Source organism: Eubacterium callanderi (assembly GCF_900142645.1).
Classification (GTDB): Bacteria; Bacillota; Clostridia; order Eubacteriales; family Eubacteriaceae; genus Eubacterium; species Eubacterium callanderi.
Genome location: NZ_FRBP01000005.1, coordinates 158662 through 177870 on the forward strand (window position 1 = coordinate 158662; position 19209 = coordinate 177870).

General features: G+C 56.4%; 12 protein-coding genes. 6 read left to right on the forward strand and 6 right to left on the reverse strand.

Going from position 1 to position 19209, the window contains the following annotated elements; genetic code table 11:
- The first annotated feature begins 52 nt into the window (after window positions 1–52).
- The 4 genes from BUC22_RS07865 to BUC22_RS22060 all read left to right on the forward strand — a co-directional run bounded on the left by BUC22_RS07865 (window position 53) and on the right by BUC22_RS22060 (window position 6555).
- Complete coding sequence (locus BUC22_RS07865) at window positions 53–322, forward strand: Veg family protein (protein WP_013378925.1); 270 nt, start codon at window positions 53–55, stop codon at window positions 320–322.
- Between the two features lie 231 nt (window positions 323–553).
- The gene (locus BUC22_RS07870; RefSeq protein ID WP_013378926.1) at window positions 554–1789 is read left to right on the forward strand and encodes an arginine deiminase; all 1236 of its coding nucleotides are present in this window, start codon (window positions 554–556) and stop codon (window positions 1787–1789) included.
- A 196-nt stretch (window positions 1790–1985) separates the two neighbouring features.
- On the forward strand, window positions 1986–3440 hold the full coding sequence (locus tag BUC22_RS21480; RefSeq protein WP_013378927.1) for an SH3 domain-containing protein: 1455 nt from the start codon (window positions 1986–1988) through the stop codon (window positions 3438–3440).
- A 469-nt stretch (window positions 3441–3909) separates the two neighbouring features.
- Window positions 3910–6555 carry a hypothetical protein gene (locus BUC22_RS22060; RefSeq protein ID WP_041689814.1) on the forward strand — a complete coding sequence of 882 codons (2646 nt, stop codon included), beginning with the start codon at window positions 3910–3912 and terminating at the stop codon, window positions 6553–6555.
- 48 nt (window positions 6556–6603) lie between these two features.
- Here the strand turns inward: BUC22_RS22060 and BUC22_RS07890 are convergent, their stop codons facing one another.
- Entirely contained in the window at window positions 6604–7023 is a 420-nt protein-coding gene (locus BUC22_RS07890) for a hypothetical protein (RefSeq protein WP_013378929.1), read from the reverse strand.
- 225 nt (window positions 7024–7248) lie between these two features.
- On the opposite strand from BUC22_RS07890, the gene argF reads away from it, so the two are divergent.
- Both argF and BUC22_RS07900 read left to right on the forward strand, forming a co-directional pair.
- Window positions 7249–8274: an ornithine carbamoyltransferase gene (gene argF / locus BUC22_RS07895; protein WP_013378930.1), complete on the forward strand. Its 1026-nt coding sequence runs from the start codon at window positions 7249–7251 to the stop codon at window positions 8272–8274.
- Between the two features lie 180 nt (window positions 8275–8454).
- On the forward strand, window positions 8455–9939 hold the full coding sequence (locus tag BUC22_RS07900) for a phosphohexomutase domain-containing protein (protein WP_013378931.1): 1485 nt from the start codon (window positions 8455–8457) through the stop codon (window positions 9937–9939).
- 201 nt (window positions 9940–10140) lie between these two features.
- Here BUC22_RS07900 and BUC22_RS07905 read toward each other — a convergent pair whose 3' ends face one another.
- The 5 genes from BUC22_RS07905 to BUC22_RS07925 all read right to left on the reverse strand — a co-directional run bounded on the left by BUC22_RS07905 (window position 10141) and on the right by BUC22_RS07925 (window position 18924).
- Window positions 10141–12171, reverse strand: coding sequence for a sensor domain-containing diguanylate cyclase (locus BUC22_RS07905; RefSeq protein ID WP_013378932.1), 2031 nt, complete (start codon window positions 12169–12171; stop codon window positions 10141–10143).
- Window positions 12172–12282: 111 nt separating this feature from the next.
- On the reverse strand, window positions 12283–14670 hold the full coding sequence (locus BUC22_RS07910; RefSeq protein ID WP_013378934.1) for a hybrid sensor histidine kinase/response regulator: 2388 nt from the start codon (window positions 14668–14670) through the stop codon (window positions 12283–12285).
- Window positions 14654–15895: a GGDEF domain-containing protein gene (locus BUC22_RS07915; protein ID WP_013378935.1), complete on the reverse strand. Its 1242-nt coding sequence runs from the start codon at window positions 15893–15895 to the stop codon at window positions 14654–14656. Before BUC22_RS07915 ends, BUC22_RS07910 begins: the two co-directional genes overlap by 17 nt.
- Entirely contained in the window at window positions 15892–17109 is a 1218-nt protein-coding gene (locus tag BUC22_RS07920; protein ID WP_013378936.1) for a GGDEF domain-containing protein, read from the reverse strand. Before BUC22_RS07920 ends, BUC22_RS07915 begins: the two co-directional genes overlap by 4 nt.
- 45 nt (window positions 17110–17154) lie before the next feature.
- Window positions 17155–18924 carry a sensor domain-containing protein gene (locus BUC22_RS07925; RefSeq protein ID WP_013378937.1) on the reverse strand — a complete coding sequence of 590 codons (1770 nt, stop codon included), beginning with the start codon at window positions 18922–18924 and terminating at the stop codon, window positions 17155–17157.
- Window positions 18925–19209: the final 285 nt, after the last annotated feature.

Below are 19209 nucleotides of genomic sequence, written 5' to 3' on the forward strand. Positions count from 1 at the left end.
AGGAATCGTGTTATAATGACTAAGATGTAAATCCACAAACGAGGTGAAGTTCATGCAGAAACAAAAAGCGACAATTATGGACGTCAAGCGTGAGGTTGAAAACTATCGTGGAAAAAGAGTAAAACTGGAAGCCCATAAGAGCAAGAAAAAGCTCTATCAAAAAGAAGGCGTTATTGAAGGGACTTACCCAAGCATCTTTACCGTCAGCGTAAAGGAAGATAAACGGCCGACTCAGAGATTATCCTTCTCATATTCCGATGTCCTCACAAAAAGCGTTAAAATTGCATTAGTAGACGAAGTTGAAGGTGCTTTCAGCTACTAAGTATCCCACTGACATTTTGATTAAACCCGCATAAGCTCAAACGAAGGGGAAGAATCGCGTATTCTTCTTTTTTGATGCCAAATTTTGGCAGTTGAAAGCCCGTAGACGGCGCCCTCGCAGGCGGATGTTAAGTTTTAGACATCCGTCTGCGAGGGCGCCGTTTTATTTGTTTTTCTTTTAAGGCAAAGAGGGTATAATATAAGAATTGCAGAAAGATTGGAGAACAAGTGAATGGAAGAAAAGCTACTGAATATACAGTCGGAGATCGGAAAGCTTAACGCCGTCCTTTTGCACCGGCCAGGCAAGGAGCTTGAGCGCATTGTGCCCAACGTGCTCAAGGAGGTCCTCTTCGAGGATATCCCTTGGCTCAGGCGCATGCAGGAGGAGCACGACGCCTTTGCGGGGGTGCTCACCGGGCGCGGTATCCACGTGTATTACGTGGAGCAGCTGCTGACCGATATTCTGGCTGACGCACAGGTGCGCGAAAACCTGGTGCGTGATGTCATCGACCAGAACCCGTCCTCGGGCAATTACATTGATGGATTTTTGCAGGAATACCTGCTTTCCATGGAGGACTGCAAGCTGGCGGAATCGCTGATCGCCGGCGTGCTCCAGAAGGAGCTGGACCATGTGGAACGGGAGCGGGTGCTCTCGGATTATATCAACGAATCCGAGCCCTATGCCTTTTACATGAACCCGCTGCCAAACCTGTACTTTATGCGTGACCCGGCGGTCACCATCGGCGACGGCATGAGCATCAGTTCCATGGCCACCGAGGTGCGCAAGCGGGAAAGCCTGTACATGCACTACATTTACAAGAATCATCCGCTGTTCGCCTCCTGCGGGGGGAAAACCTATTATGAGTATGACAAATTCTTCTCGGTGGAGGGCGGGGATATCCTGATCCTCAGCCCGACTGTGGTGGCGGTGGGGTGCAGCGAGCGGACCCAGGTGCAGGGTGTCGAGGAGCTGGCAAAGCGGCTGTTCGAGGACAACCCGGCCCTGGAGGGCGTGCTGGCCGTCAAGATTCCCAAGGACCGGGCCTTCATGCACCTGGACACGGTTTTTACCATGGTGGATTACGATAAATTTACCGTGTACCCGGGCATTCTGGACCACGTGGAAACTGTGATGATCCGCCGGGGCAGCAAGGGGCATATGCGCTACGAGCACATCGACAGCCTGCACGACGCCCTGAGACGGGCCCTGAACCTCACGAGCATAAAGCTCATTGAAAGCGGCGGCGGCAATCCGGTGGCCGCGGCCAGAGAGCAGTGGAATGACAGCACCAATACCCTGGCCATCGCCCCGGGGGTCATTGTGGCCTACGGGCGGAATGAGCGCTCCAACGAGGTGCTGGCCGAAAACGGCATTGACGTCATCAGTATTGAAGCTTCCGAGCTGGTGCGCGGCCGTGGGGGCCCGCGGTGTATGACCATGCCCCTTAACCGCGATCCGCTGAAATAAAAAAGCGCCATGAGGGCAAATGATTGCGGGAGCACACGGCCTTTCCTTAACCGTAATAAACAACAAAAATAAGTAAAAACCGCTGATATTGCGCTCAGCGGTTTTTTATTGGCTGAAATTGGTGGCCGCAAAGCGAATTCTATTATATAATAGGGTCAGGTATGGAAGGAGGATCGCATAAAAGGAGAGATAAGAATTGAAAAAGACAAAAATCCTCGGGATTTTACTGTGTGTACTTTTAGCGGTATCCTTTACGGCCTGCGCGAAAACGGACAGTGCCCAGCAGGGAGCTTCGAGCACTGGCAGTGTGGACGGCGTGCTGAAAAGCTACGCGTCCGGAACCCTGGTGGTGACGCGAAATGATGGAAGCGAGCTGGCCTTTGACCTTTCAAAGGCGACCGTCAGCTGCACAAACATGCTGTCCGGTGACAAGGTCACCATTTTATATGACGGCACCATCGAGGGCACGGACACCAGCGGCGTCACCGTGACAGAGATCAAGGACAAGGGCTCCGCCGCGCCGAAGGAGCAGACCATGGTGGGGACGGTCCGGAACCTGACCCAGCACTCCCTCACCCTCAAGGAGCCTGACGGCACCGAGTACAGCTTTAACACCGCGGGGGCCCGGCAGGCGTATAAGAACGGCATCGAAAACGGCAACTGGGTTCAGGTAAAATATGTGGGTGAGATCAATGGCACAGATGCCACTGGCGTCAGGGTTCTTGAAATTGTGGACAATGATGAGAACATAAAAAAGGCCCAGGAGCCTGCCAAGGTTGAGATTAAAGCCGCGGACGAAAAGGTGTGGGCCACCGACACCGTACACGTGCGGGAGTCCTACACCACCGATTCCAACGTGCTGGGCGATCTGGCGCCTGGCAATGAGATCACCCGTACCGGTGTTTGCGAAAACGGCTGGTCCAGAGTGAACTACAACGGAAAGGACGCCTTTGTCTATTCCCAGTATTTAACCACCACACAGCCCGCGAGCCCAAGTTCGCCCGCTCCGGCCAAGCCGCAGCCGAGCCCGTCACAGCCGGCGCAGCCAAGCGCCCAGCCGACGCCAAAGCCGACCCCGGTACCCACGCCGGCGCCAGCACCGACGCCAGAGCCGACACCGGCCCCGACACCAGAGCCAACGCCAGCACCGACACCAGAGCCAACACCAGAGCCAACACCAGAACCGACGCCAGAGCCCACTCCCGAGCCTGAGGTCAAGACCCTCACCGGCTATGTGGTGAGCTACGCGGATGGCGAGCTCGTTATTTTCGCCAACGGCGCCGATTACCCGCTGAACGTGACCGATGCCCAGCACAGCTATGTAAGCGGCATCCTGACCGGCAACGAGGTGACCGTCACCTACACCGGCGACCTCCAGGCCTATGAAAGCGTGGTGGTGCTGAGCGTGAGCGATTCAGAGCTGAACGCCGGCGACCGGTCTGTGATCACAGGCGTGATCGCGTCAGCCTCCATGAATACTCTGGATCTGACCACAGACGACAACACCGAGATCATGTTTGAGACCATGAACGCAGAGGTTAACAGCCAGAACTACCAGGTGGGGGCCCGCGTCAGCGTGACGCTGGACCTGTCCCAGAGCGTGGACACCTCCAACATCTTCCACGCCTTAAAGGTGGACGACGCACAATAGCAGACACAGGCGAACGTATGGAGCCGTCCGCCTGATTCATAAAAAGCCCGGGCCCGCACCCGGGCTTTTTTGTGATTGGAGGAGAGGAAACCACTGCTTAAATTCTTGAAGGAATCTTGAACTTTTATTTCCTGAAAACGTGTTAAGATAGAATAGAAGTATATTCAGAGTGTAGACAAATGCTGTCATTAACAGGCAAAGCGTTAAAAAGAGGACGATTAATTGAGAATGGAGAATTGAAAATGGAGAATGAAAGGCCCCTTTTGCTACCGCAAAAGCGATTAAGACAGCGACCTGTGGCCTCTATTTTATTCAAAATGCGCAGCATTTTGTTCCTCTAATTCTCCATTCTGCATTCTCAATTCTCCATTGAAATCGTCTCTTGCTTTAACTTTACAACGATATTTTGACTTTGTCTATAGACTGAAATATATTCTATCTATCTTTAGGAGAAATATTGGAGGTAAAAATGTCAAAGAAATTGAGAACACGCCTGGCGTCAGCCCTGTCAGCGGTGATCATCCCCGTGACGCTGGTCTGCTCGAGTGTGCCGGCCCTGGCGGCGGGCACAGCCGGAAGCCCAGTGGCGGATACCGCCGCCGTTGAGAGCAGCGAGATCGCTGATAAAGCCGCCGAAGCGCTTGAGAACAGCCTCATGCTGCCCGAGATCACCAGGGCGCTGGAGGAAATGGACGGAGCCCCGGCGGCTGAAGCGCCCGCGAAGGAAGAAGCCCCGGCGGCTCAAAATAAGGCTGATGAGGCCCCTGCGGCAGGAGCGCCTGTGTGCACCGTGACAACTGGTGCTCAGAGCCGCCAGGCAGGCGCGGACGTCACCTACGGTACCCTTGAGGAGGCCTTCGCTTCCATAAAAGACGGCCAGACCGCGACCATCACCTTAACCGGGGACGCGGTGGTAGAGGGTACCATCGTGGTTCACGGCAGCGTGACCCTGACGGCCAACGGGGATTATACTGTGAGCTTAAGTGCGGACACATCATCGAGATCGTTTTTTACCCTTTATGATGAAAATCAGCTGACCGTTGACGGCGCGGGCCACAGCATTACCCTGACAGCGCCGGAAGGGGTCGATGGCATCATCAATGTCAGGATGAACAGCGTCTTAAGCCTGAAAGCTGGCACCACACTGGAAAACTGCAGTATTAACGCGAAAAACAACGCCATGCTGAACATCACAGGCGCGGCGGTCACCGGAACATCAGACGGGGAGACTCCGGCACTCGTGGGCGTTTCGGACAGCGCGGCCCTGAAAGCCACGGGCGCGGCCCTGCCGATCGTGGGTATCTTAGATGAGTGCGCCGCTTCTTTTGACGGCTGTGAGGTATATGGCATTGCGAGCCTCAGCCCAAACGTGCAGGTACACGGCTCGTCTGTCGACATCATTGAAAACTACGGCTCGGAGCTGCTGATCAGCGACTCGTCGGTCGATAACCTGTTAAACGTCATGCTTGCCGCCCAGGTTACCCTGGCCGGCAAAACCGACATTGCGTACATCATGCTCGCAAAGAAACCCATCATACTGGCTGAGGATTTCAGCAGCAGCGTAGTCAGCAGGGTGTATGCGGCCTATCCGCTGATATTTGAGAACCCGGCCGTGCTGGCTGTTGCGGCGTCGGGCGCGCTGAGCGAGACGGCTGCTAACAGCTTTTGTTATTTCTTTGAGGATGGCAGTGACCCTCAGACCTACACCCCCTATCTGAAAGACGGCAGGCTGGAAACCGCCAGAGTGCTTGAAACATACGTGTCGGTTAATATCGAGCATAACAGCTACCCTTACACCGGCAGAGACCCGCAGGCCGAAGGCGGTCTTGGCAAGGTCACCATCACCGTGAAAGACGAGGACGATAAGGTGATCACGCCGGCCGAAGGCAAGCTGACCACCACCTACACCCATTATATGGACGTGCTCCAGACGCCGCCGACCCAGCCGGGGGATTACACGCTCAACGTGAGCTACGCTGGCGAGGAAGACCGCGCTGCCCAGACCATCACCTGCGGAAGCTCAGGCGCAGTGGGTTTCATCATCACAAGAGCTGAGCTGAAAGGCGATTTCGCGAACTTCCCGTCTGAGATTTCTGTCTCCCAGGGCAGTGTGCGCGCGGATTTCAGGCCCGCGGAGGGCATCGACGCGGCTCTGCTCAAGCTTAATTACACCTGGACCCTCACCGATAAAGACGGGGCAGCCACCACTGTTCCGGGCGACACCCTGGAGCTGACCAAGGCGGATATCGGCAAAACCGCGCAGGTCTCTGTCGAGGATACCAGCGGTTTTTATTATGGCGAAATCACCAGCAGCTCCTTCACCATTGGCAGAGTAGCTACCGGCGTCCGGATTGACGGGCTGAGCTATGATTCGGGTTCCAATTACTTCGAGTCAAACGACGCCCTGCAGGCGCTGCTGGCAAAGGACAGGGCTGTTATTGTGACCTACCTGGACCCGGAAGGCTATAAGAATATCGCTTACGACAAGGATGAAATCAGCCTGAAATACTACAGTGTTGATGATGGTAGGCTTTTGGACAGAGCGCCCACCGAGCCGGGAACCTACAGCCTGAATGTTGCCTTCACCCCCAATGACGCCCATCAGGCCCAGGATCTTCAGTTCACCAGCGTCTCCTACACCTACACCCTGATGATGCCCACCACCACAGAGATCAACGCTTCAGCCCTCAAGGGCAGCTACGACGTGTCCGATACCCAGAGCCTGGACAAAGACATGATCAGGGCTACCACCGTCAGGGATAAAGACGGCCGGGTCATTAAGCTTGACCAGGACAGCGGCCTGCTGAGCTTTGAAGCCTACACCGACGCAGAGGGCAAAAACATCGCCCAGACTCCCGCGGCGGGCAGCTACTACGTTCGCGCGTTCTACAACCGGGACGGCCGGGAAAAAGCCCATATCGCGAGCAGCAGCGAGCTGGTGAAAATCACCCTGACCCAGAAGGCCGGGCCGGACAGCGGCACCACTGCGGACACCACCACGGGCACCACCCCGGGCAATCCGGCAACCGGGACGCCCTACAGCGCAGGCTTGTCACTGGTACTGCTGGCAGCGCTGGCAGGCGGCTCCGCACTGGTTCTTAAAAAACGCGGCTAAACAATAAAAACCCACTGTGGCGTGAGCCGCAGCGGGTTTTTTAACATTTTAAGTTATTGGCAGGGAATCCCTGTTCAGCTTGGCGCCGTAGATGTATAAGCCTGGAACCACCAGACCGAGCAGTGCGTATAGAATCCCGGAAAAGGTGAAGCCCGCTCCGGCCATGTTGACAATGGCGGCGAGGATGGAAATAATTAAGACAACAATACCGATTTTAAAGCATCCGTCCGCCTTGTCAGATTTATTACAGCCCTTGATGCCCATCACGCCCGCGACCAGCTGGATAATAGCGGCGATCAGATAGATAACGACGATGAGTGTTACCGAAACAGCGCCGCTGCCAGCGCCCTGGTCCACAACGGCAACTCCCATCAGCAGCGCGAGCAGCCCATAGCATAAAACACCGATAATGCCGCCGATCAACAGCAGAATACCGGTTACCTTCAAATAAGTTTTACCTTTCATCATTTTAACTCCCTTGATAAAGTATTTTAAGTGTTTGCGCACTTATGTTTGATTATAAATCACCATTAATAGCTAAACAAGCTTTTTACCGATAACGTCTTTTTTTTACCGCATTCAGAGCGGATCAATCTGAAGGCCCGAACAACTGCAAACGATAAAGCATTGCTTAAACGCGGTGGTTAGGGTAAAATAAAGGCAAATAATGACGATAAATGAGGAGGAATTCCGATGGGGATTAATTTAAAGGGCCGTAGCTTCCTGACATTAAAGGATTTTACGCCAGAAGAAATAAACTTTATGTTAGACTATGCCGCCGCGCTGAAGAAGAAGAAAAAAGAAGGCCGTCCGGGCAGGCTGCTCGCCGGCAAAAACATCGTGCTGCTGTTTGAAAAAACATCCACCCGTACACGCTGCGCCTTTGAGGTCGCGGGCTTTGACGAGGGCGCCTGCGTGACCTTCCTGACCAACAGCCAGATGGGCAAAAAAGAATCCATCGAGGACACCGCCAAAGTGCTGGGCCGCTTTTACGACGGCATCGAGTTCCGCGGCTTTAAGCAGGAAACCGTGGAAGCGCTGGCAGAATTCTCCGGCGTGCCAGTATGGAACGGCCTGACCGACACCTACCACCCCACCCAGATTTTAGCCGATATGCTCACCATCCAGGAAAACTTTGGAGAGCTGGCAGGACGCCGCCTGGTCTATGTGGGCGACGCCCGCAACAATATGGGCAACTCCCTGATGATCGGCTGCGCCAAGCTGGGCATGCACTTTGTGGCAGTGGCGCCCAAGGTGTTGTTCCCGGAAGAAAGCCTGGTGGCAGAAATGCGCGCCATCTGTGAGGAAACCGGCGGCAGCATTACCCTGACCGACGATATTAAGACGGGTGTGAAGGGCGCGGACGCCATCTACACCGATGTGTGGGTCTCCATGGGCGAGGAGGACCAGATGGCAGAGCGCATCAAGCTGCTGGCGCCTTATCAGGTCAACGCGGAAATGATGGAAGCCACCGGCAACCCGGACGTGATTTTCCTCCACTGCCTGCCGTCCTTCCACGACCTGAACACCGATGTGGCAAAGGACGTGCACGAACGCTTTGGCCTGACCGAGCAGGAGGTGACTGATGAGGTATTCAGAAGCCCTGCTTCCAAGGTCTTTGACGAAGCCGAGAACCGCATGCACACCATCAAGGCTGTCATGTGCGCCACCCTGGCCACCAACCAGGTCGATGCTGACGGAAAGCCAATCGTGGACTGAAATGAATGGAGAATGCAGAATTGAGAATGGAGAATTATTGGAATAAATCCGCACAGCGGATTTAAGTTTTAATCAAATTTGTCTTTGACAAATTTGGACCTTTAATTCTCCATTCTGCATTCTCAATTCTCCATTTTGTCATTTATACTGACTCCAGCTGATTAAGAAAGGGGAAAAAGAATGGAAATACAAAACATCACCAAACTGCAGAACGGCTCAGATATCCGCGGGATTGCCATGGAGGGGGTTGAGGGCGAGAGCATTAACCTGACGCAGGACATGGCCATGAAGATCGCCTACTCCTTCAGCAAATGGCTGAAGGCGAAAACCGGAAAGGACAGCCTGAGCGTGGCTGTGGGCCGCGACAGCCGGCTGACCGGGCCGAACCTGGCACAGGCCGTCTGCCTGGGACTGGTATCGGACGGGGACCATGTGTATGACTGCGGCATTGCCACCACGCCAGCCATGTTCATGACCACCCTGGACCCGGAGATGGACTGCGACGGCGCGGTCATGATCACCGCCAGCCACCTGCCCTTTAACCGCAATGGCATCAAGCTGTTTACCAAAGACGGCGGCCTGAACAAGGAGGACATCGCAGAGATCCTCGAACAGGCGGAAACCATCGTCACCGATTTTAAAATCGGCGGCAGGCGTGAGGACTACGCCTTTATTCCCAGGTACGCGGCCAACATTGTTGCCATGATCCGCGAGGCCACTGGGGAGGAAACACCTCTTAAGGGCGCACGCATCATTGTGGACGCGGGCAACGGCGCGGGCGGCTTCTTTGCCGACGGCGTGCTGGCCCCGCTGGGCGCCGATACCAGGGGCAGCCAGTTTCTGGACCCGGACGGACACTTCCCGAACCACATCCCCAATCCGGAGGACCCGGACGCCATTGACGCCATCTGCCAGGCGGTGATTGACAGCAAGGCCGACATGGGCATCATCTTTGACACCGACGTGGACCGCTCTGCCGTCATCGACGAAAAGGGCGACGCCATCAACCGCAATGGCTTCATCGCCTTTATTGCCAGCATGCTGCTGGAAAAATACCCGGGCACCACCATCGTCACCGACTCCGTCACCTCCACAGGACTGACCGAGTACATCGAGGGCCTTGGCGGACACCACCACCGCTTTAAACGCGGCTACAAGAACGTCATCAATGAGGCGGTCCGCCTGAACGAGCACGGCGTGAAAACCCACCTGGCCATGGAAACCAGCGGTCACGGGGCCATCAGGGAAAATTACTTCCTGGACGACGGCGCTTACCTGGTCACCATGGCGCTCATCAAGTTCGCCCAGCTGCACCGGGAGGGCAAGCCGCTCTCTGTGTTCCTGAAGGATCTCAAGGAGCCCGCCGAGGCCAGAGAGTACCGCTTCAAAATCACGGCGGAGGACTTCAGGGCCTACGGCCAGGAGGTGCTGGACGGCTTCCGTAAATTCGCGGAGGAACAGCCAGGCTGGACCATTGTGGAGCCCAATTTTGAGGGCATCCGTGTGGACTGCGGTGAGGATGCCGGCAACGGCTGGTGCCTGATGCGCATGTCCCTCCACGACCCCATCATCCCGTTAAACATCGAGTCTGACGAGGTGGGCGGCTGTGAGAAGATTAAGGCGGCCATCGATGTTTTCCTCAAGGATTACGCAGAGCTGCAATAAAAAAAGGGCCATTGGCCCTTTTTTAGATTGTAGGCAAAGTTAAAAGATGGCTGCTAGATTAAAGCAAGAAGCAATTTCAATGAAGAATTGAGAATGCAGAATGGAGAATGACGGTGAGTCCAAAGTTAGAATAACTTTGGGGCACGAACCTACGCTTTTTCGGGGGACGGAAATTCGTCTCCTGCTTTTATCTGTTTCAACTCATTCATAAAATACGATTTGATCCCGTCCCTGCCGCTTGGCCTCGTAAAGGGCCGTATCGGCCCGGTCGTAAAGCTCCTGGAAGCTTTTGCCGTGGGCGGGGAAGAAGGCGATACCGATGCTGATGGTGAGCGGGGTGTTGGTCAGGTCCAGATTATAAAGCCGGTCCCTCAGCACGTTCAGGCGTTCTCTAATAATGGCCGTGTCGGACAGTCCGCGCATGAAGATCATGAACTCGTCGCCGCCCAGGCGGCCGGAGAAGTCATTGCTGCGCAGGCAGTCCTTCAGGGCGGCAGCCACCTCGATGAGGACAGTGTCGCCGAACTGGTGGCCGTAGGTGTCGTTGAGCTCCTTGAAATGGTCGATGTCCAGAATGATGAGGGCATGGCTGGCGGCTGTGCCGCGGCGCAGCACACGGCCAAGACGCTTGACCAGCGTGGCGCGGTTATAGAGGCCGGTGAGCGGGTCGGTCTGGGAGAGGCGGCGCAGCTCAAGGGACCGCCGCTTTTCGCTGTCCACATCCTGGATGAGCACAAAGAGACGCACAACGCCAACAAAGGGGTCGTCCACCATCTGAGCATCAGCCCTGGCCCAGAAAACGCCGCCTGCCCGGTTGTAACGGCGGTAATCAAGGGAGAGCTCGTCATTGCCCGCGCGGTGTTTTTCCAGCAGGTGGTCACGGTTAAAGAAACGCACGAATTTCTTGCGGTCCTCGGGCACGGTGTACAGGTCGGCGGTAAACTGGGCCAGAGAGAGGAGGCTGTGGGTATAACCTGTGGGAATATCCCCCTTGGTCTGCCCCTCATATTTTTCAAGGACGTCGGCGGTCAGGTTGAACTCGTAGTAGGCGATGCAGTTCTCACGCTTCTGCTCATAGGTCCTGGCCCACCGCTCGTAGGCCACTTCGCGCTCGTGCAGGTCGGTGCTGTCAAAGTAGGTGAGGATGGCGGTGATGGGACTGCCGTCAGTGTCATAGACCAGTGAATAATCCGCGTTGAACCAGGAGTAGGCATTCTTTGTGGTGGTGCGCAGCTTGACCGAGGTGTGGCCCTCGGGCCTGCCGTCCAGTATGTCCTTAAAAAAACGCGCATAATCCGCGGCGCTCTCCTGAGCCACGATACCGCTTTCGATGGCGCCGTCCGGGACATCGCGTGTGCTCTCGGGCAGGCCCAGCAGCCGGGCGGCCTCGCCGGTGCGGGTCAGGGTTCTGGTCCGCAGGTCATACCGGCCGATGAATTTGTCGGAGTGGCGCAGGGCGATCCGGTTTTCTTCCTCACTGATGCGCAGGGCCTCCTCGGCGGCCTTGCGGTCCGTGATGTCAAAGACCGCGCCGAAAAGGGTGTCCTCCTGGGGGTTGTACTGGCAGCGGACCAGCACCCAGATGGCTTTGCGGTCAATGGTCACGCAGTGGTTTTCCAGCTCAAAGGCGTAAACGCCCGTGTCGATGTAGTGGCCGATCTTCTGGCGGAGCTGAGGATACTCATTTGGCATGACAATGCGCCGGCAGTTTGTAAAGCCCGCGGCCTCGGCGCTCTCCCGGGTGTAGCCATAGGTCTGGTAGAAAAAACTGTTGGCGTACAGCAGGGTCAGATCCTCATCGGTCAGGGTTTTGAACACGCCGCAGGGCACCCGGTCGGCGTTGCTGGCGCTCTGGCTGCGCTTCAGGTACTGGAGATCCGCAAACTGGCAGAGGATAACAGCGGGTGTGTCATCGGGCCCTGAAACCAGCTGGCAGGAGGCGCAGACCCAGGTCAGGCCGCCCTTAGAGTCCGCCAGCCGTTGGCAGGTGCGTGCGGTCTCGCCGGGTTTAAGGTGGTTTAGGAACTGTTTAAAAGCGGGAAGATCTTCCTCCTCCATATAGGACGCGAGGGAACCCGGCAGTGCGCTCACACCCAGAAAGTCCATGAGGCTGGGGTTCAGGTAGCGCGGGGTCAGGGCGTCGTCTGACTGGAAGCAGGCAATGCCGTCGGAGAGCAACTCAGACGCTGCGGCCGTTATGATATTGGGCGTGTACGGGGGTTTTGCTGCCATGAGCGATTCTCCTTTAAAATTGATTATTTTATCTATTCTATCATTTTTCCCGATTAAAAACAATACAGTCCGCTATACCAAAAAGTAATGCTGATACAATATCGGTAAAAATCACAGCAGCTTACTGAGCTCCTGCAGCATGAGCGGGAGGTCCAGCGGCTTGGCGAGATGGCCGTCCATTCCGGACTCCCGGGCCTTTTCGATGTCAGCCGCGAAGGCGTCGGCAGTCATTGCGATGATGGGCACAGCGCGGGCGTCGGCCCGGGGCAGCGCCCGGATCTTCTGGGTGGCCTCATAGCCGTTCATGACAGGCATCTGCACGTCCATGAGGATCAGGCTATAGTAGCCAGGCGGGGACTGGGCGAACTTTTCGCAGCCCTGGATGCCGTCATCAGCGCACTCCACAATGGCGCCGGCCTGGGAGAGGAGCTCAACCCCGATCTCCTGGTTGAGCGCATTGTCTTCTACCAGCAGGAACCGTCTGCCGCCAAAGTTGTACTGGGGCTTCTTTTCTTTATCAGCGATGGGGCTGTTTTCTGCATAGATCAGCCGCTTGAGGGTATGGCAGAGGGTGGATTTGAACAGGGGCTTTGAGATAAAATCGTTGGCGCCGGCGCTCAACGCCTCTTTTTTTATGTCGGCCCAGTCGTAGGAGGAGGCGATAAGAATGGGGAGCTCTTCCCCGATTCGAGCACGGATCTGGCGGGTGACCTCGAGTCCGTCGACGCCGGGCATCTTCCAGTCCAGGATCAGGACGTCGAAGCTTTGTCCGGCATCGTGGGCGCTTATGATCTGCCGAACCGTGTCCTCGCCGTCCTCGGCACACTCGGCGTCAATGCCCAGTGCGTCCAGGGTCTGGGCGGCATACTCGCACATGAGCTCGTCGTCGTCGGCAATGAGTACCCGCAGGGGCGGCAGCGCTGGGTAGCAGGCTGGGTTCTCCTCGATGTGCAGGGAGAGGTAGACCACAAAAGTGCTGCCTTTGCCCTCAGCGCTGCGGACCGTGATACGGCCGCCCATCATGTCCACGATCCGTTTGGTGATGGCCATGCCCAGGCCGCTGCCCTCAGTCTTATCCACCCGGCTGTCGCGCTCCCGTGTGAAGGAATCGAAGATGTGGGTCATAAACGCATCGGTCATGCCCATGCCGGTGTCGGCAAAGGTGAAGCGGAACTGACCGCAGCCCTCACGGGCAGCGGGAAATTCCTCCAGAGTCAGAGTGATGCTGCCCTCTTCGGGTGTAAACTTGACCGCGTTGGACAGGATGTTGATAAAGATCTGCTTGAGGCGCAGTGGGTCTGCGTAAAGGTGCTCGTGCTCTACGCCAAAGGTTCGGATAAACAGGTGCTGGCGCTTCTCGGCTGCGGCGGGCTGGATGATGGCCACGATATTCTCCATGAAATCGGGCAGGGAGAAGGCGCTGTTGCTCAGGGCCATGCTGCCGCTCTCGATGGCGGACATGTCCAGCACGTCGTTGATGAGACCGAGGAGGTGCTGGCTGGAGAGGGCGATCTTGTCGAGGCAGTTTTCCACGCGGCCTGGGTCGTCGAGGTGTATTCTGGCGATCTCGGTCATGCCCACAATGGCGTTCATGGGCGTGCGGATATCGTGGCTCATGCTGGACAGAAAGTCGGACTTGGCGCGGCTGGCCTGCTCGGCGGCGGTCAGGGCCTCCTTGAGCTCAGCGGCCTGTGCCTCCAGCTTTTGCTGCATTTCCCGGAGCTCGGTCACATCGGTGATGTCGATGAAGATGGCCAGGTAGATGGGCTCCTGGTTCTGCCAGTCCACGCAGGAGGCGTTGACCTGGAGCCTGGCCTCGCGGCCATCCACACCTTTGACGGTGAGGCCCAGGCTGATGGGCTGGCCGGACAGGATTTTCTCGCGGCTGGCCTCGATGGCCTGCTGGTTTTGAGCGTAGTTCTGCAGAAAAAGCGGGTCTGCCCCGGTGTCCCAGCAATCATCACCGAAGAAGGCGGTGTAGCGCGCGTTTGCCTCCAGAAGGGTGAGCCCGAAGTCTTTGTCAATGTGAAACTTGGCCACAAAGCCGGGCAGGGCGTTGTAGGTGACGGTCTGGGCCTTCTGCATGAGCACCAGGTCGTTGATGTCAGTCATGACGGTGTAGGAGACCTGATAACCGTCGATGTACTCGTCGGCAAAGGTAGCCACCATGCGCACCCAGACATATTCCCCGTCTTTTTTGGGCATATGGGAGATGTGAGTGTAGCCGCCCTTGCTGCCCTCAATGGCGTCCATGACTACCTCAGTGAGCTTTGCGAGCTCCTCCTGATCGTCGGCGTAGTAGGTATCGCACAGGTTGTTGTACCGGGCCTCATATTCGTCCTTGTCCCAGCCGATGAGCTCGTAGTAGAACTCATTGGCCCAGACCAGGGTAAAGTGCTCGTCCAGCAGGTGCTTGCTGACGCTCACGTGCATCAGGCTCATGAGGGTGTTATACTCATAGCCTGCAATGCGGTTTTTTTCTTTAGGGTCGTATTCCATGTCTGTTCCTTTCAGTGTTTTCTTTATCGATATACATGCGTTTATCCGCCGCCTTGATGAGCATATCTGCGCTTTCGTACTCGCCGCTCTGGGCCAGACCGTAGCTGATGGACATGTCAAAGGGATGGCCGGGCATGTGGCTGCGGGCCCGCAGGCTGCGGTTCACCCGGTCCATGCGGCTGCCAATAATGGCGGGCGGAAGATCGGGAAAGAGCAGGACAAACTCGTCACCTCCGTAGCGGAAGAGTGCGTCCGCGTCCTGCCGGCAGGCGCCCCACAGGGTCTGAACCACAGTGAGCAGGTAGAGGTCGCCCAGCTCATGGCCCTGAGTGTCGTTGACACGCTTCAGACCGTTGAGGTCCACAAAGCAGAGGCAGAAGGACTTTCCAGCCTCCAGCCACCTGGTGATAACGGTCTCGGCCCTCTGCCGGTTCGGGCACCTGGTCAGCGGATCGGTAGAGGCAATGCGGCTCAGCTCCAGTTCTTCCTTCTTTTTGCGCTTCAGCGCCTCGCGCACCTCCCGGTTGAGTACCCGGTACTGGCTCAGGCGGCTGATACGGGCTGCGTAACGGATGGCCAGGTACACGCCGATCAGGGAAAAGACGCAGGACTTGACGCCCCACAGCTTGAGCACCAGGATATTGCCGGGCACCGAGTAGATGAGCAGGTTGAGCACCAGATAAAGGTAGATAGCCAGACACAGCTGAATTAAAAACCGTTTGCGGGCCGGGTCCTGAAAGATGACCCGCGGGTTGTCCATGTGGGCGTCGAAATGCCGGGCGATTTGGAAATAGAGCCCGGCGGCCAAAAATCCCAGGCCTACTGGGTACTGCTTGAGGTTGGTGCTTTCCCGGATGTTGTTGCTGAAGCTGACGAGGGGCAGGTCAAAGGCTGCGGCCAGCACACACCGGAACAGAATATTTAAGGACAGGCCGATGATCATGGAGAACAGCGCGAGAATAAAGCTGTCGCTCAGGCGGCACCGGAAAAAACAGCGGATCTCGATGAACTGCAGGGTAAACACCAGCAGCCAGTTGATGACCAGGTGCAGCTGCAGGATCGAGCACACAACGAACAGCGCGTAGTTAATAAAAAAGGCCAGCACAATCCAGCGCTTTTTAACCGGCCTTTGCAGAATGGACGCCGCGTAGAGGAAAAAGAACCAGTTCTGGTAAAAATAAATAGCGCTGATGATAACGAGTGGGGCTGGGTTAAGGCCGGTCATGCCTGCACCTCCTTTTTGCGCCTTGCGCTTTTATCCTCGTACATGCTGAGGTCGGCCTCCCGGATGAGCGCCTCCCGGGGCTTACTGGTGCCCGTAGGGGCTTCGGAAACGCCAAAGCTGAAGGACAGGGACCAGTTTTCACAGCGCGCGGCCTCGAGCCGTCTCCGGATGGTCAGCAGCCGGGCCCTGGCGGCCCCGGCGGTGATGCCGGGGAACAGGACCATGAACTCGTCGCCGCCGATGCGGGCAAAGACGTCCTCCCGGTTCAGATTTTCCGAAAACCTGGAGGAAAAAGCCTTCAGATACTGGTCGCCGGCCAGGTGGCCGAAGCTGTCGTTGATGGCCTTCAGTCCGTCCAGGTCAATGTAGGCCAGCGCGAAGGCCTCGCCGCGGCTCAGGAACAGCGCCAGGTAATCGAAGATGTAAAGCCTCGTGTAGGCCCCGGTCAGCGGATCACGGTAGGCGGTGTCCTTCAGGGCCTCGGTGCGCGCGGTCTGCTGCTGCATGGTGGAGGTGAGCAGAGTGTGCTCGTGCTCCAGATAGTTCTCCTGATTGATAATGCTGATCTGATTCATGAAAAAGCCCACCATCATGAGCAGCAGGGCGTTGCTGCCCACCAGAAACAGGGATACCACGGTGGTGGGCAGGTCAAAGAGACAGGCGCCAGCGTCCGCCAGAACGAAGACGACCCCCAGAAAGGTAAACTGGATAAAGAGCCGGGATTCCTCGGAGCCGTAAATATCCTTGAAGACGGCCAGCGCTTCAGCGTGGCGGCTTAGAAACAGTTCAGTGATGAGATTGCAGAGCAGCAGTGCCGCCAGACAAGTGGTCCGGAGCAGCGGATTGGCGAGCAGGGCCTGCACGTTCATGCCCAGCGCGAAGGATAAAAGGCCGATAAGAACCAGACAGGCGGCGCAGGTATACAAAAAGCTTTCGTTCACAGCTGCCCAGTTCTGCCGGTCTGTGTCGGGAAAATGCAGGAGCTCGCAGATCTTAAGGCCATAGAGCAGCAGAAAAAACAGGGGCAGGGGCAGATTAAACACGGCCATGATCAAAAACAGGGCGCACAGGCACAGGCCAAGAACCGGCCACCAGTAGTGAAGGGGAATGGCGTCCTGCTTCAGAGCACTCAAGAGCCCCCAGCTGGCATGGGCGTAGAGACCTGACAGCAATAGAATGAGCAACAGCATTAAAGCGTTTGGAATTTCGGTCATGGGATCACTCCTTTATCACACAGGCCAGAGGGCTCTGTCTACAGATTAAGCCTTTTCGGAATCAGCGGCGCCAAAGGCCAGGGCCTCAAAATCCGGGATGGGCACCGGGCGGGAGAACACGTAGCCCTGCACCATGTCGCACCGGGCCTCCTTCAGGAACGCTGTCTGGGCCGGGGTCTCCACGCCCTCGGCCACTGTGGACATGGAGAGCTTTTCGGCCAGGTCGATGACCGAGGTCACCACATCGCGCTCCCTGGGGTTGTCGGCGTTCTGGGAGGTGAAAAAAGCGCGGTCCAGCTTGAGGGTATCCATCCGCAGGTCCTTGAGCAGGTTTAAGGAGGAGTAGCCGCTGCCAAAGTCGTCCATGGAGCAGCGGTAGCCCCGCCGGTGGATCTGATCGATGACCTGGAAGAGCGCTTCAGGGTTGGTGAAAACCAGGGTCTCGGTGAGCTCGATCTCCAAAAGCTCCGGCGGCACACCGTACGCCTTGCGGATGGCCTCGTAGGCGTCCAGAAAATCCGTTTTCGCCAGGTGCGCCCGGGACATGTTCACCGAGATGGGCACAGGGGTAATGCCTTCATCCAGCCACCGGCGCAGCAGGCTGCAGACCTGGTCGAACACGTACAGGTCCACCTCTACGATAAAGCGGTTTTTCTCAAAGAAGGGGATAAACTCATCGGGCGGAATGAGGCCGCGTTCCGGGTCCTGCCAGCGCACCAGGGCTTCAGCACCGGATATGGTGTCATCCTTTAAGGACAGCTTGGGCTGCAGGTAGACCACAAACTCGCCGGCGTTCAGGGCGTCCTGCATGCGGTTCTCCATGTCCTTTTCCCGCATGAGTTTCAGGCGGTCCAGGTCGGAGTAGAACTGAAAGGCGAACAGGCGGCTGTCGTTTGTGTCCTTGACGTTCTTTAAGGCCACGTTGGCCCGGTCCAGCTGCTGGGTGAGCGGCAGGTTCGGGTCCAGCACCGGGTAAATGCCAAAGGCCAGGGAGAGAAAATACTTGCGCTCCTGATCCTCGTTAAAGCGGTTGATGTCGTGGGCCATGACCGACAGCCGGTTGATGATTTTGCGTTTGTCCGTGTTGTGCAGCAGCAGGCAGAAATTATCCGCGGCGGTGCGGCACAAAAACTCGCCCTCCTCCAGATTCTGTTTAAGCACCTCGTACACATAGCGCAGGGTCCGGTCCCCCATCTCGATGCCAAAAAGGTCGTTGATGAGCTTGAATTTGCGGATGTCTGCCGAGACAAGCACATAGTCCCCGGGCGCGCTCTCCAGAATGGCGCCGCCGGCGTCCATATCAAACTTAGTGCGGTTGGGCCCCCGGGTCAGCGGGTCCACAAAGGCCAGCTCCAGCAGCTTGGCGTTGCTGCGCTGCAGGGCCTGCTCCTGCTCGATGTAATCGGTCATGTCGGTCATGACCGTGTAAGCCACCGGGTAGCCGTTGATGGTTTCGTCGGTAAAGACGCTTACCAGCTTGATCCACATGGGGCGGCCGCTTTTGTGGATCATGCGCGCCAGGGTCTCATAGCTGGTCTGGCCGGCGTCCACAGCCTTTTCAACCGCCCGCACAATGGATGCCCAGTCCTCGGGGTTGTTTTTGAAATAGAGGTCGCACTTGTTGTGGTAAAGGGTTTCGTACTCTTCCTTCGGGTAGCCGATGATCTCATAGTAATAGGGATTGGCCTCGACCACTGTAAAGTGCTCATCCATTAAATGCCGGCTCACACTCACCCGCAGGACGCTCATGAGCATGTTGTACTCACTGTCCGGTGCAATATCATAATGTCTGAGGATTTGTTCGTTTTCTGACATTTTGCTTTCCTTCTTTTTCGTATTTTGGTGCTTATAATTATTCTTATTTTATCACCGTTTTCAGGTGAAAGCAATAAGAAAACCATATATGCATAAGGATTCAATAAAAAGTTTACATTAAAAATGGCTTTTTATTCTCATAACGGTTACAATGTAAGTGAGAGGGGTGAGAAATCATAGCAAAATTCGTGAGTCAGTATCATCAGACGGTGATTGTTGAGGCCGGGGAAGGCATCAACGACGCCATGCCAAAGGTTAAGGGCCGCGCCAACAGATGGCGGCTGC

Coding starts and splice junctions, on each gene's coding strand:
- BUC22_RS07865 (WP_013378925.1), top strand. CDS start 53: ATGCAGAAACAAAAAGCGACAATTATGGACGTCAAGCGTGAGGTTGAA.
- BUC22_RS07870 (WP_013378926.1), top strand. CDS start 554: ATGGAAGAAAAGCTACTGAATATACAGTCGGAGATCGGAAAGCTTAAC.
- BUC22_RS22060 (WP_041689814.1), top strand. CDS start 3,910: ATGTCAAAGAAATTGAGAACACGCCTGGCGTCAGCCCTGTCAGCGGTG.
- BUC22_RS07890 (WP_013378929.1), bottom strand. CDS start 7,023: ATGATGAAAGGTAAAACTTATTTGAAGGTAACCGGTATTCTGCTGTTG.
- argF (WP_013378930.1), top strand. CDS start 7,249: ATGGGGATTAATTTAAAGGGCCGTAGCTTCCTGACATTAAAGGATTTT.
- BUC22_RS07900 (WP_013378931.1), top strand. CDS start 8,455: ATGGAAATACAAAACATCACCAAACTGCAGAACGGCTCAGATATCCGC.
- BUC22_RS07905 (WP_013378932.1), bottom strand. CDS start 12,171: ATGGCAGCAAAACCCCCGTACACGCCCAATATCATAACGGCCGCAGCG.
- BUC22_RS07910 (WP_013378934.1), bottom strand. CDS start 14,670: ATGGAATACGACCCTAAAGAAAAAAACCGCATTGCAGGCTATGAGTAT.
- BUC22_RS07915 (WP_013378935.1), bottom strand. CDS start 15,895: ATGACCGGCCTTAACCCAGCCCCACTCGTTATCATCAGCGCTATTTAT.
- BUC22_RS07920 (WP_013378936.1), bottom strand. CDS start 17,109: ATGACCGAAATTCCAAACGCTTTAATGCTGTTGCTCATTCTATTGCTG.
- BUC22_RS07925 (WP_013378937.1), bottom strand. CDS start 18,924: ATGTCAGAAAACGAACAAATCCTCAGACATTATGATATTGCACCGGAC.